A 12630-nucleotide genomic window follows, 5' to 3' on the forward strand; every position below is an offset into this window, starting at 1 on the left:
CGCGTGAGCTTCCATGACCTCTTTTCGGGTCATGCGAAGCTCTACGCCGCCGCGCGGCCCTCCTATCCGACAAGCCTGATCGCGGAAATTGCCGCGCTGGCGCCTAGCCGGGCGCTGGCGTGGGACGCCGGGACCGGTAACGGGCAATCGGCTCGGCTGCTGGCGGGGCACTTCGATCGGGTGCACGCAACCGACGCCAGCCCGCAGCAGGTTGCGGAGGCTGAACCCCACCCCCGCATCAACTTCGCTGCCGAACCCGCGGAGCAATGCTCGCTTGGCGACGGCACTTGCGACCTCGTCCTCGTCGCGCAGGCGCTGCACTGGTTTGACTTGGATCGCTTCTATCCGGAGGCGTGCCGGGTGCTTCGACCGGGCGGTCTCCTCGCGGCGATCGGCTACGGTTGGTTCTTCGTCGACCCGGTTGTGGACGAGATCGTCGGACGGACGCTCCTGAAGCCACTCGAGCCCAAGTGGGCGCCGGGCAATTGGTTGCTGATCGACGGCTATCGCACCATCGACTTTCCCGGCGGGGAGGTGCGCCTGACGCCCAGTGCCGCGCACTTGGCGTGGACGCGAGAGCAGTTGGAAGCCTACGTCGGCAGCTGGTCCGCGGTGCAGCGCTGGGATGCCACGCGACTTGCCGACGCTTTCCACGAGCTCGCGTCCGTCTGGCCGGACACCGAGGCCCGCCACGTCTTCATGCCGGTGATCAGCCGGGCCGCCCGGCTCTAGGCCGGCACCTTCTCCCGTTCGGCCGGTTTCTTCTCGCTGGCAGCGGCCACCCGCGCCAGGCCGCGGCTCAGCTGCACCGCTCCATTCAAGCGGGCGCTGGGCGTCGTCCAATCACGGCTGACCAGCAGCTTGCTGTCGGGCCGTAGCTTGGCTGCGCCCTTGAGGCGGTCGACGTAGCCGAGCAGCCCGGGCAGGTCGGGGAAGCCACCATCCGCAAAGGTGACAACCGCGCCGCGCTGGCCCACGTCCAGCTTGGCAATCCGGGCCTTGCGGCAGTTGATCTTGGTCTCGACCACCTGAAGCAGGTTCTGTGTCTCCTCGGGCAGCGGGCCGAAGCGGTCGATCATCTCCGCGGCGAACTCCTCGACCCCGCGGCCGTCCTCAAGTTCGCCAAGACGGCGGTAAAGGCCCATGCGCAAGTCGAGGTCGGGAACGTACAGCTCCGGGATCATGATCGGCGCGCCCTCGACGTTGATCTGCGGCGAGAAGTCCTCGCGGCGCTCGGTCGAACCGCTCTTCACCTCGAGGATCGCCTCCTCCAGCATCGACTGGTAGAGCTCGAAACCCACTTCCTTGATGTGGCCGGACTGCTCGTCGCCAAGCAGGTTGCCGGCGCCACGGATGTCGAGGTCGTGGCTGGCGAGCTGGAAGCCCGCGCCTAGGCTGTCGAGGTTGGCAAGCACCTGCAGCCGCTTCTCGGCGGTCTCCGTGATCTGGCGATCCGGTGGGGTAGTCATGTAGGCGTAGGCGCGCGTCTTCGAACGGCCGACGCGGCCCCGCAGCTGGTAGAGCTGGGCGAGGCCGAAGCGATCGGCGCGGTGTATGATCAGCGTGTTTGCGCTCGGAATATCGAGGCCGCTCTCGACGATCGTTGTGGACAGCAGCACGTCATACTTGCGGTCGTAGAAGGCGCTCATCTTCTCCTCGACCTCGGTGGCGCTCATCTGCCCGTGAGCGGTGACCGCCTTCACCTCCGGCACCTCCTCGCGCAGCCATTCCTCGATGTCGGGCAGGTCGGCGACGCGCGGCACGACGAAGTAGCTCTGCCCACCGCGGTAATGCTCACGCAGCAGGGCCTCGCGGACCACCACCGGATCCCACGGTGTGACGTAGGTGCGCACCGCCAGACGGTCGACCGGCGGCGTTTGGATCACGGACAGTTCGCGCAGGCCGCTCATCGCCATCTGCAGCGTGCGCGGAATGGGCGTCGCGGTGAGCGTCAGCACGTGGACGTCGGCCCGCAGCTCCTTCAGTCGCTCCTTGTGGGTGACGCCGAAACGCTGCTCCTCATCGACGATGACCAGGCCAAGGTTCTTGAACTTGATGCTCTTGGCCAGGATGGCGTGGGTCCCGACCACGATGTCGACCTGCCCCGCCTCGAGGCCTTCCTTGGTCTTCTTCGCCTCGGCCGCGGGAACCAGTCGGGACAGGCGACCGATTTCGACGGGGAAGCCTTTGAAGCGCTCGACGAAGTTGGTGTAATGCTGCCGGGCGAGCAGCGTTGTCGGGCAGACCAGCGCCACTTGCCGCCCCGACATGGCGGCCACGAATGCTGCCCGCAGCGCCACTTCCGTCTTGCCGAAGCCGACGTCGCCGCAAACCAGTCGGTCCATCGGCTTGCCCGCGCCGAGATCGTCGAGGACATCGCCAATTGCCCGCTCTTGGTCGTCGGTCTCCTCGTAGGGGAAGCGATCGACGAAGGCAGGGTAGGCGCTGTCCGGCTCCGCCACCGTGCCGGGGCGGGTCGCGCGCAGGGCGGCGACCTTGATAAGCTCGCCCGCGATCTCGCGGATGCGCTCCTTCATGCGGCTCTTGCGCCGCTGCCAAGCTTCGCCGCCTAGGCGGTCCAGGGTCACGCCCTCTTCGCCAGACCCGTAGCGGGAGAGGACGTCGATGTTCTCGACCGGCACGTAAAGCTTGTTGCCGCCGGCATACTCCAGCGCCACGCAATCGTGCGGGCTCCGGCCGACGGGGATGGAGGTCAGGCCCTCGTAACGCCCGATGCCGTGCTCCATATGGACGACTAGGTCGCCCGGCGTGAGCGTTGCCAGTTCGGACAGGAAGGCGTCGGCGCTCTTCTTGCGCTTGCGGCGGCGGACCAGCCGATCGCCGAGCATGTCCTGCTCCGTCAGGACCGCCACGTCGGGCGTGGTGAAGCCGTGGTCGAGGGGCAGGACGATCAGGGTGGCGGCGGCGTTGGAGCCGAGCGCCTCCTGCCAGCCGGGCGCGCCCTTCAACCCGGTCAGGCCATGATCCTTAAGCAGACCGGCCAGGCGCTCGCGCGCGCCGCCGGTGTAGCTGGCCATGACCACCTTGTGCCCGCTCTTACGGAGCTTCTTCACATGGTCGACCACGGCTTCGTAGATATTTTCGTTCTGCGCCCGCTCCGGTGCGAAGTCGCGGGCGGGGGAGACGCCGAAGTCGACGATGGTCGCCGCCTCGGGCTCCGGGAACGGCGAGGTGCGATGGACCGGGCGGTCCGCCAGCTGTGCGTCCAACTCCTTGCGACTAAGGTAGAGCGCGGATGGTGGCAGCGGGCGGTAGCTCCCCGGCTGGGCTACCATCGCCCGCTCGCGGTTGGCGAAATAGTCGTGGATGGAGTCGTAGCGGGCCTCGACCGCACCATCGGTCCCGCCGTCGCGGATGATGATGTCGCCCTCGCCGAGGTGATCGAAGAGGGTCTCCAGCCGCTCTTCAAAGAGCGGGAGCCAGTGCTCCATTCCGGCCAGCCGGCGGCCGTCGCTGATTGCCTGGTAGAGCGGGTCACTGGTGGCGTTGGCGCCGAACTTCTCGCGGTAGCCGGCGCGAAAGCGCTTGATGCTCTCCTCGTCCAGCAGCGCCTCGGACGCGGGCATCAGCGTGAAGGCCTCGGCCGGGCCGGTTGTCCGCTGATCGGCGGGGTCGAACGCCCGCATGGTCTCGATCTCGTCGCCGAAGAAGTCGAGACGGATCGCGTGCGGCTGCCCGGCCGGATAGAGGTCAACCAGGCTGCCGCGAACGGCGAAGTCACCTGCGTCCGCAACCGCATCGGCGCGCTGGTAGCCGTTAGCGACCAGCAGGGAGACCAGCTTGTCGCGGTCGATTCGCTCACCCGGGGCAAGGCGCTTGGTAAGCTGGCGAATACGGAAGGGGGTGAGCGTGCGCTGCGTGGCAGCGTTGGCGGTGGCGATTAGCAGCTGCGGGCCGGTGCGCTGGGCTTGGAGTGCCTGAAGCGCCGCCAGCCGCTCCGCCATGACCCGCAGCGAGGGCGAAGCCCGGTCGTAGGGCAGGCAGTCCCAGGCAGGATAGGTCACCACCTGCAGCTCGGGCGCGAACACGGGTGCGGTCTCCGCCAGCGAGCGCATGGCCGCTTCGTCCGGCACGATCACGACCGCGCGGGCACCCTTGCCGGTGGCGTGCGCGGCGCGGGCGAGGTCGGCGGCGAGCCACGGCAGGAAGCCGGCCGGCACCCCGGCGAGGGTCAGCGCTTCGGAGGCAGAGAGAATGCGTTGAAGGTCGGGCACGAACTACTCAGCGGGCGATCGGCAGATAGTCGAGCCGCTGCATCGCCTGCATCAGCCCGCCTTGGAAGCGCGCCGGGACCGGCTGGGTTCCGATCGCCCAGGCCATGATGTCGACGTCCTGTTCCTCCAGCAGGGCGGTGAACAGCGCCCGGTCGGCCGCGTCCCAAGTGGCTGAGTGCTTGTCGAAGAAGCCGCCGACCATCTGGTCCGCCTCCTTCACTCCACGATGATGCGCGCGCCACTTCAGGCGCTTCAGCTCGACGTCCTCGGAATGCATGAGGGGCATGTAGGCGCGAACCGCGTTGCTCGCTAGACGTAGCCACGCATGCGGCCCGATCTGCTTAATCCCCTGTTCGCCGAAGTGGAGACGCTGAAGGGCGTCGGCCCGCAGCTGGCCCGAGCGCTTCATCGCCTGGACCTGGAGCGAGTGGTGGACCTGCTGTTCCACCTGCCCACCGGCAGCGTCGAGCGGGTGCGCGCGCCGGCGGCCAGTCCGGTGCTGCTGGGGCGCTTGGTGGTGCTCGAGGTTACGCCGTTCGAGGCGCGGCTGAGCCAGGGACGTGGGCCAACCCGCATTTTCGGCAGCGATGCCGACGGCAATGTTATCACGTTGGCCTTCTTCAATCATGGCGGTTGGGCGAAGAAGCAGCTGCCGCTGGGCGAGCCCAGGATCGTGTCGGGCAAGCTGGAGGCTTATGGTGACCAGTGGCAAATGGTGCACCCGGACGTGGTTGAGCCGGGCAAGGCCGAGCCGCCGCTGAAGGAAAGCGTCTATCCGCTGACCGAAGGGCTGACGAGCAAGCGCCTGCGGGAGTTGGCGGCGCAGGCGCTGGAGCGGGCGCCGGAACTGACGGAATGGGTCGAGCCGTCCTTGCTGGGTCAACGTGGGTGGCTCCCCTGGCGGGCGGCGGTGGCGAGCGCCCATGCGGAGCCGGGCGACACGGCGGTGCGGGCACGGCTGGCCTATGACGAGATCTTCGCCAATCAGCTGGCGCTGCAGCTGCTGCGGCAGGTCAGCCGGCGCAAGAAGGGTGTGCCGCTGCAGGGAGATGGGCGGATCGTTGCCCGGCTGCGGCTACCGTACGAGCTGACCGGGGCGCAGCGGCGGGTAGCCGAGGAGATCCGCGGCGACATGGCGCAGGCCGCGCCGATGCTGCGGCTGCTGCAGGGCGACGTGGGGTCGGGCAAGACGCTGGTGGCGCTGCTGGCGATGCTCAACGCGGTGGAGGCGGGGGCACAGGCGGCGCTGTTGGCGCCGACCGAAATCCTGGCTCGGCAGCACCATGCGACCTTGCTCAAGCAGCTCGACCCCATTGGCGTCCGCGTCGCCATCCTGACCGGGCGCGAAAAGGGGCGGGCACGCGATAGCGTCCTTATGGGCCTGGCGGACGGCAGCATCGACATCCTGGTCGGCACCCACGCCATCTTTCAGGAGAAGGTGGCGTACCGGAACCTTGGGCTGGCGGTGATCGACGAACAGCATCGCTTCGGCGTCTCGCAGCGGCTGCTGCTGTCGGCCAAGGCGGCACGGCCGCCGCACCTGCTGGTGATGACGGCGACGCCGATCCCGCGGACTCTGACGCTGACGCAATATGGCGAGATGGACGTCAGCCGGATCGACGAGATGCCGCCTGGTCGAACACCGGTGGAAACCCGGGTGATCAGCGACGAGCGGCTTGGTGACGTGATCGACGGACTGGCCCGGCACGTCGCCGCCGGGGGGCAGGCCTATTGGGTGTGCCCGCTGGTGGAGGAGAGCGAAACCAGCGACGCGGCTGCGGCCGAGGAGCGTGCGGCGGTGCTGCGGGAACGGTTTCCGGGACAGGTCGGGCTGGTGCACGGCCGGATGAAAGGTCCGGACAAGGACGCCGTCATGGCGGCGTTCGCCGTCGGTGAACTGGCCGTGCTGGTCGCCACCACGGTGATCGAGGTCGGAGTGGACGTGCCCAATTCGACGCTGATGGTCGTGGAAGGCGCTGAGCGGTTCGGGTTGGCGCAGCTGCACCAATTGCGCGGCCGGGTCGGACGCGGAACGGGCAAGTCGACGTGCCTGCTGATCCGCGGCCAGACGCTGAGCGAGACGGGCCGAGCGCGGCTGGCGCTGATGCGGGAGACCAGCGACGGGTTCCGCATCGCGGAGGAAGACCTGAAGCTGCGGGGACCGGGCGAGATCTTGGGCACCCGGCAGTCGGGGGAGGCGGCGTTCCGATTGGCAACGCCGGAGTTGGTGCAAGAGCTGGCCGGAGCGGCAACCGACGATGCCCGCCTGCTGCTCGATCGCGACGGCGGCCTGGCGGGGCCACGCGGGGAGGCGGCGCGGCTGTGCCTGTACCTATTCGAGCGCGACCAGGCAGTGGACCTGCTGCGGTCGGGCTAGGGCAGCAGCAGGCCGTGCTTCTTCTTGCCGAGGCTTAGCTTGGTTTCGGAAGTGACTGATATCACGAGCAGAGGATCGCTCACCGGCTGGTCGTCGATCCGCACCGCTCCCTCGGCGATCTTGCGCTTGGCCTCGCCATTCGACGCGCAGAAGCCGAGCCCGGTCAGCGCCGCCTGCACGCCGATCTGGCCGCCGGTCTGAAGGGTTGGTAGCGCTTCGCCTGACCCGCCGCCGGCAAAGGTCTGCTGCGCCGTCTCGGCCGCGGCCTCGGCCGCCTTACGGCCGTGGAGCAGGGCAGTCGCCTCCGTCGCCAGAACCACCTTGGCCCCGTTTATCTCTGCGCCCGGCATGGCCTCCAACCGCGCGACCTCTTCGAGCGGAAGATCGGTGAACAGGCGCAGGAACTTGCCGACGTCCGCATCGGCCGAGTTTCGCCAGAACTGCCAATAGTCATACGGCGAGAGGCGATAACCGTCAGGACCGTCGGCGTTCAGCCAGACCGCGCCTTGCGCCGTCTTGCCCATCTTGCCGCCGTCGGCGGTGGTGATCAGCGGGGTGGTGACGCCGAACACCTCTTGCCCGGCGATCCTGCGGGTCAGCTCGATGCCATTGACGATGTTGCCCCACTGATCCGAGCCGCCGAGCTGGAGACGGCAGCCGGCGCGGCGGAACAGTTCCAGGAAGTCGTAGCCCTGGAGGATCATGTAGTTGAACTCCAGGAAGCTCAGCGACTGCTCGCGGTCGAGGCGGAGCCGCACACTGTCGAAGCTCAGCATCCGGTTGACGGAAAAATGCTGGCCGATCTCCCGCAGGAACGGGATGTATTCCAGGCGGTCCAGCCAATCGGCGTTGTTGACCAGCACCGCGTCCGTCGCGCCATCGCCAAAGGTCAAAAAGCGCTCGAACACCCGGCGGATGCCGGCGATGTTGGCGTCGATCTGTTCGTGGCCAAGCAGCTTGCGGGCTTCGTCCTTGAAGCTCGGATCGCCGATCTTGCTGGTGCCTCCCCCCATCAGAACGATCGGCTTGTGCCCGGCCTGCTGTAGCCGGCGAAGCATCATGATCTGCACCAGGCTGCCGACGTGGAGCGAAGGCGCGGTGGCGTCGAACCCGATGTAGCCGGTGACCACCTCCTTGGCCGCCAACGAGTCCAGCGCCGTAGCGTCCGTCGCCTGGTGGATGTAGCCGCGCTCGTCCAGCGCGCGGAGGAGGGTGGAGGCGTAGGTCATGGCGGGGCTCCTAGCTTCTGTGTTGGCGCTTGTCGAAGGGCCGCTTGCCCGCCAAACGGGCCCCATGCGCTTCGAACTCCGCCCTCATTCCGACACGCCGCCCGACCGTTCGGACATGACCCTGGAGGTCTGGCTTGAGCGGTGGGACGATGGACGGGCGGAGATCAGCTATCACCTGCACGCGCCAACGGACGAGTTGGTGCTGCCGGACCAGCCACGCGGCCGCGCCGACGAGCTGTGGAAGTCGACCTGCTTCGAATTGTTCGTGAAGGACGAGGCTGGCTACACCGAATATAACTTCTCGCCCTCGGGCGCGTGGGCTGCTTACCGGTTCGAAGGCTATCGTTCGGGCATGCGGCCGCTGGAGGTAGATCGTCCGCAGATCGACCTGGACGATAATGGCGACGCCTTCCTGCTCGACGCCGTGATCGAGCTGGAGGCAGACGGCCGGTTCGGGCTCGCCGCCGTCGTCGAGGAAGTATCGGGCACCAGGAGCTACTGGGCGCTGGCGCACGGGCCGGGTAAGCCGGACTTCCACGCGGAGGCTTGCTTCGCGGCCACGCTGCCGCCACCAACCGCCGCATGACCCTGTTCGGTATCGACCGGCTGCTTGCCGATCCTGAGCTCCGCCGCCCGCTCGAGGGCAAGCGTATTGCGCTGCTGGCCCACCCCGCATCCGTCACGGCGGACCTCACCCACGGCATCGACGCACTGGTCGCGGCCGGGCTGAACGTGACCGCCGCTTTCGGGCCGCAACACGGGCTGAAGGGCGACAAGCAGGACAACATGATGGAGACGCCGGACGAGACCGATCCGCGGCTCGGCATCCCGGTGTTCAGCCTCTATGGCGAGGTGCGGCGGCCATCAGGCCAGATGATGAGCAGCGCCGACGTGTTTCTGTTCGACCTGCAGGACCTCGGCTGCCGGATCTACACGTTCGTGACGACCTTGCTCTACCTGCTCGAGGCCGCGGCGGAGCATGGCAAGACGGTATGGGTCCTCGACCGACCCAACCCGGCGGGGCGGCCGGTGGAAGGGACGCTGCTGCTGCCCGGGTGGGAGAGCTTCGTCGGCGCCGGGCCGATGGTCATGCGCCACGGCCTGACTATGGGCGAGATGGGGCAGTGGTTTATCCGCCACTTCAACCTCGACGTCGACTATCGGGTGGTCGAGATGGAAGGCTGGCGGCCGGACGCCGCGCCGGGCTTCGGCTGGCCCGAGGACCGCGTGTGGATCAATCCGTCGCCGAACGCCGCCAATCTCAACATGGCGCGGGCCTATGCCGGCACGGTGATGCTGGAGGGCACGACCCTGAGCGAGGGCCGGGGAACGACGCGGGCGCTGGAACTGTTCGGGGCGCCCGACCTTGATGGACGCACGGTGCTGGACGAGATGCGGCGGATTGCGCCTGAGTGGCTTGAAGGCTGCGCGCTGCGGGAGGTCTATTTCGAGCCGACCTTTCACAAGCATGTGCACCAGCTCTGCGGCGGGCTGTTTATCCATGCGGAGGGGCGCTTCTACGACCATGCGCGGTTCCGGCCGTGGCGGCTGCAGGCGCTGGCGTTCAAGGCGATCCGGCAATTATGCCCAGACTATCCACTGTGGCGTGACTTCCCGTACGAATATGTATTCGACAAGCTGGCGATTGACGTGATCAATGGCGGTCCAGCCCTGCGCGAGTGGGTTGACGATGCGGCGGCGGAGGCGGGCGACCTCGAGGCGCTCGCGGCTCGCGACGAAGCCCGCTGGTGGGAAGAAACGCGCGGGCTGCACCGGTACTGAGCGCCATATGCGCGTTGCGCTCTTCGAACCGGAGATAGCCGGCAATGTCGGTGCCGTGCTGCGACTGGGCGCCTGCCTTGGCGTGCCGATCGATCTTATCGAGCCCATGGGGTTCGCCTGGGACGACCGCAGGGTGCGCCGGACTGCAATGGATTACATCGACCATGTGGCCGTGACGCGCCATGCAGACTTCCCGGCGTTTCGGGCGAGCATCGCACCCGCCCGAATGGTCCTGTTCACGACCAAGGCCAGCCGATCCGCCTATGATTTCCGGTACCAGCCAAACGACGTGCTGCTGTTCGGCAAGGAAAGCGCGGGCGTGCCGGCAGCGGTTGCGCAGGCGTGTTTCGAGCGCGTGCGACTGCCCATCCGCCCGGAGGTCCGCTCTATGAACCTTGCGACCGCCGCGGCGCTGGGGCTGGGCGAGGCGCTGCGGCAGACGGGAATGCTGCCGGATACTTGAGTGACCGTTAGCCGTGCTTGCGATGCAGCGGAGCCGGGCAAGCTAGTCCTTGTCGAGCGCGCTTCCGGCCGTCCGACGGCCCAGGAAGCCTTCGGCACCCGCCTGCGTCCTGGCGTCGAATTCCGCCCATTCCGCTTTGGTGAAGCAGAACCTCTTGGGCATGATCGAGCCGGTCGGGATGAACTTGCGGCAGGTCTTCTCTGTGGCCGCCGGCTGAGCCGGTGTGGCTGACGGCGCAGCAGCCTGAGCTGCCTGCGGGGCAGGCGAGAGCGCAAGGGCGGCGGTGACGAGCAAGGACAAGAACATGGGAGCCTCTCCACCAAGTAGCGCCCCATCATGTCACGACGCGCTCGCGTCGTCCATTCGCCGAATATCGGGATGAAGATGTGGCGCCTTTACAGGCTGTCGACCGTCATGAGCGGGCGCCAGCCGGGCGTGAGGTCGGCCGGGTAAGGCTCGCCGTCGTGGATTCCGCCGGCGACGTAGACGCAATCGATGCCGTAGCTCGCGGCGCCAAGTACGTCCGTCTTCAACCCGTCGCCGATGGCCACCACCGCATGCCTGGGCGGGCCACCGGCGAGGTCCAGCGCATGGTCGTAGGTGGAGGCAAAAGGCTTGCCGTGCCACACGGTACGACCGCCCATTGCCTCGTAGGCGTCCGCCAGCGCTCCGGCGCAGACCACCCGCCTTCCGCCGTGGTCCACGACCCGGTCCGGATTGAGGCAATGGAGCAGCACGTCATTCCGCCGCCACTCATCCAGCCGTTCGGCGTAATCATCGACAGTTTCGTGCGACTGGAGGCCGGCGCAGGCGAGTTCGCGATAGCCCTTGTCGGTCAGTTCCAGGCCCGCCTCGACCAGGTCGGCCCGATCCGCCGCCGTTCCGCAGAACCCGACTGCTCGACCCTTGAGCGCCGCAATCCCGACTTCGCCCGCGCTGACGATTCCGTCGTAGAGCATCGGATCGAGCTTCATCGCGTCGAGTTGGCGTCCGGTCGTGGCCGCGCTGCGCGGAGCGTTGGTGACGAACAATGTTTTTCGCCCTTCCGTTCGCCAGCGTTTCAGGCGGTTCTCGGCACCGGGCAGCAGCCGGTAACCGTCATGGACGCAGCCCCACAGGTCGCACAGGACCAGGCGGTAGCGGGCCGGCAGCGCGTCGAGGTCGTTCACACCGTTGGCGGCGGCGGAGGGACGTGGGCCGGGGCGTGAGGGTGCTCGATGACCGGCGAGAATTCCTCGTGAAGTGTGCCCTCCCACTTGGCGACCAGCACGGACGCAACGGCGTTGCCGACCACGTTGGTGGCCGAGCGGCCCATGTCGAGAAAGTGATCGACCGCCAGGATTAGAAGCAGGCCCGCCTCCGGTATCTTGAACAGCGACAGGGTGGCGGCGATCACCACCAGGCTGGCGCGGGGCACGCCGGCGATGCCCTTGCTGGTGACCATCAGCACCAGCAGCATGGTGATCTCCTGCCCGAGGCTGAGATCGATGCCATAGGCCTGCGCGATGAAGATGGTCGCGAAGGTCATGTACATCATGGAGCCGTCGAGGTTGAACGAATAGCCGAGCGGCAGCACGAAGCTGGCGATGCGGGGCGGCACCCCGAACCGGTCGAGCGCCTCCAGGGTTCGCGGGTAGGCCGCTTCGGACGAGGCGGTGGAAAAGGCCAGGATCAGCGGATCACGGATGTGGCGCACGAGGTGCCGGGCGCGTTGGCCGACGGCGGCGAACGCGATGCCGATCAGCATGACCCACAGCAGGAAGAGGCCCAGGTAGAAGCTGCCGATGAACTTGCCAAAGGTGGCGATGATGCTGGGTCCCTGCTCGGCGATCGAGGCGGTGACGGCAGCGAACACCGCGATCGGAGCCAGCGCCATGACGTACCCGGTGACCTGGAGCATCACCTGAACCAGCGCCTCCACTCCGCGAACCAGCGGGGCGGCCTTTTCGCCGACGGCGGTGATGGCTACGCCGATGAACACGGAGAAGACGACGATCTGCAGGATCTCGTTCTCGGCCATCGCCTGGATCATGGAAGCGGGGACAAGGTGCGTGATGAAGTCCTTGAGATTGAACGCCTTCGTCTCCAGCCCGCTGGCGGCAGTGGCGGGCGGGATCGGCAGGTCGAGGCCGACGCCCGGCTGCAGCGTGTTGACGAGGATGAGACCGAGGGTGAGCGACAGCAGGCTCGCGGTGATGAACCAGGCAAGCGAGCGCAGGCCGACGCGGCCCAGCGCGGCAGTGTCGCCCATGTGCGCGATGCCGGCGACCAAGGTGGCGAACACCAGCGGCGCGATGATCATCTTGATGAGGCGCAGGAACAGCGTGGTGATGATGCCGAAATAGCCGGCGATGTCCTTGAGCCGGGCGGCGGCCTCGGGCGTGCCGTTGTCGACCTGCGCGTTGATTATCCAGCCGGTGACCAGGCCGAGAATCAGCGCGGCCAGAATATACCAAGTCAGCCGTTTCGCCACTTAACTCTTCCTCTCACGCGTCATTGCGGGCGCGTGAGCGCCGGAGCAATCCAGTTGGCGGCTGGATTGTC

At 67.4% G+C, this 12630-nt stretch carries 11 protein-coding genes; 5 read left to right on the forward strand and 6 right to left on the reverse strand.

Annotated features, from left to right (window positions below; translation table 11 throughout):
* Positions 1-3 precede the first annotated feature (3 nt).
* Entirely contained in the window at positions 4-732 is a 729-nt protein-coding gene (locus OMW55_RS05480) for a class I SAM-dependent methyltransferase (protein WP_264881427.1), read from the forward strand.
* On the opposite strand, the gene mfd is transcribed toward OMW55_RS05480, so the two are convergent.
* Complete coding sequence (mfd, locus tag OMW55_RS05485) at positions 729-4235, reverse strand: transcription-repair coupling factor (RefSeq protein WP_264881428.1); 3507 nt, start codon at positions 4233-4235, stop codon at positions 729-731. The genes OMW55_RS05480 and mfd overlap by 4 nt on opposite strands.
* 7 nt (positions 4236-4242) lie before the next feature.
* On the reverse strand, positions 4243-4512 hold the full coding sequence (locus OMW55_RS05490; protein WP_264881430.1) for an FAD assembly factor SdhE: 270 nt from the start codon (positions 4510-4512) through the stop codon (positions 4243-4245).
* Positions 4513-4560: 48 nt separating this feature from the next.
* Between OMW55_RS05490 and recG the strand changes: the two genes are divergently transcribed.
* The gene (recG, locus tag OMW55_RS05495) at positions 4561-6612 is read left to right on the forward strand and encodes an ATP-dependent DNA helicase RecG (RefSeq protein WP_264881431.1); all 2052 of its coding nucleotides are present in this window, start codon (positions 4561-4563) and stop codon (positions 6610-6612) included.
* Here the strand turns inward: recG and tyrS are convergent.
* The gene (gene tyrS / locus OMW55_RS05500) at positions 6609-7841 is read right to left on the reverse strand and encodes a tyrosine--tRNA ligase (RefSeq protein ID WP_264881432.1); all 1233 of its coding nucleotides are present in this window, start codon (positions 7839-7841) and stop codon (positions 6609-6611) included. The two genes, recG and tyrS, sit on opposite strands and share 4 nt — an antisense overlap.
* 64 nt (positions 7842-7905) lie before the next feature.
* Here tyrS and OMW55_RS05505 point away from each other — a divergent pair, with 64 nt between their 5' ends.
* Genes OMW55_RS05505 through OMW55_RS05515 form a run of 3 tightly spaced genes read left to right on the forward strand, consistent with a single transcriptional unit; the run spans position 7906 to position 10086 of the window.
* Complete coding sequence (locus tag OMW55_RS05505; RefSeq protein WP_264881433.1) at positions 7906-8427, forward strand: DOMON-like domain-containing protein; 522 nt, start codon at positions 7906-7908, stop codon at positions 8425-8427.
* Positions 8424-9623 (forward strand): exo-beta-N-acetylmuramidase NamZ family protein, encoded by a 1200-nt coding sequence (locus OMW55_RS05510; RefSeq protein WP_264881434.1) that lies wholly within the window; start codon positions 8424-8426, stop codon positions 9621-9623. The genes OMW55_RS05505 and OMW55_RS05510 overlap by 4 nt, the downstream gene beginning before the upstream one ends.
* A 7-nt stretch (positions 9624-9630) precedes the next feature.
* Complete coding sequence (locus OMW55_RS05515; RefSeq protein ID WP_264881435.1) at positions 9631-10086, forward strand: tRNA (cytidine(34)-2'-O)-methyltransferase; 456 nt, start codon at positions 9631-9633, stop codon at positions 10084-10086.
* 42 nt (positions 10087-10128) lie between these two features.
* Here the strand turns inward: OMW55_RS05515 and OMW55_RS05520 are convergent, their stop codons facing one another.
* From OMW55_RS05520 to OMW55_RS05530, 3 genes are all read right to left on the reverse strand, one after another.
* Positions 10129-10392 (reverse strand): hypothetical protein, encoded by a 264-nt coding sequence (locus tag OMW55_RS05520; RefSeq protein WP_264881437.1) that lies wholly within the window; start codon positions 10390-10392, stop codon positions 10129-10131.
* A gap of 89 nt (positions 10393-10481) precedes the next feature.
* A complete protein-coding gene (locus tag OMW55_RS05525; RefSeq protein WP_264881438.1) occupies positions 10482-11255 on the reverse strand; it encodes an HAD hydrolase-like protein in 774 nt (257 codons plus the stop codon).
* Complete coding sequence (locus OMW55_RS05530; protein WP_264881439.1) at positions 11252-12559, reverse strand: dicarboxylate/amino acid:cation symporter; 1308 nt, start codon at positions 12557-12559, stop codon at positions 11252-11254. Before OMW55_RS05530 ends, OMW55_RS05525 begins: the two co-directional genes overlap by 4 nt.
* Between the last annotated feature and the right edge of the window lie 71 nt (positions 12560-12630).

Source organism: Sphingomonas arvum, from assembly GCF_026013565.1.
GTDB classification, from domain to species: Bacteria; Pseudomonadota; Alphaproteobacteria; order Sphingomonadales; family Sphingomonadaceae; genus Sphingomicrobium; species Sphingomicrobium arvum.

Bases quoted from the DNA above. Each gene is read 5' to 3' on its own strand.
- recG (WP_264881431.1), top strand. From the start codon at position 4,561: ATGCGGCCCGATCTGCTTAATCCCCTGTTCGCCGAAGTGGAGACGCTG.
- OMW55_RS05520 (WP_264881437.1), bottom strand. From the start codon at position 10,392: ATGTTCTTGTCCTTGCTCGTCACCGCCGCCCTTGCGCTCTCGCCTGCC.
- OMW55_RS05505 (WP_264881433.1), top strand. From the start codon at position 7,906: ATGCGCTTCGAACTCCGCCCTCATTCCGACACGCCGCCCGACCGTTCG.
- OMW55_RS05515 (WP_264881435.1), top strand. From the start codon at position 9,631: ATGCGCGTTGCGCTCTTCGAACCGGAGATAGCCGGCAATGTCGGTGCC.
- OMW55_RS05510 (WP_264881434.1), top strand. From the start codon at position 8,424: ATGACCCTGTTCGGTATCGACCGGCTGCTTGCCGATCCTGAGCTCCGC.
- OMW55_RS05490 (WP_264881430.1), bottom strand. From the start codon at position 4,512: ATGCATTCCGAGGACGTCGAGCTGAAGCGCCTGAAGTGGCGCGCGCAT.
- tyrS (WP_264881432.1), bottom strand. From the start codon at position 7,841: ATGACCTACGCCTCCACCCTCCTCCGCGCGCTGGACGAGCGCGGCTAC.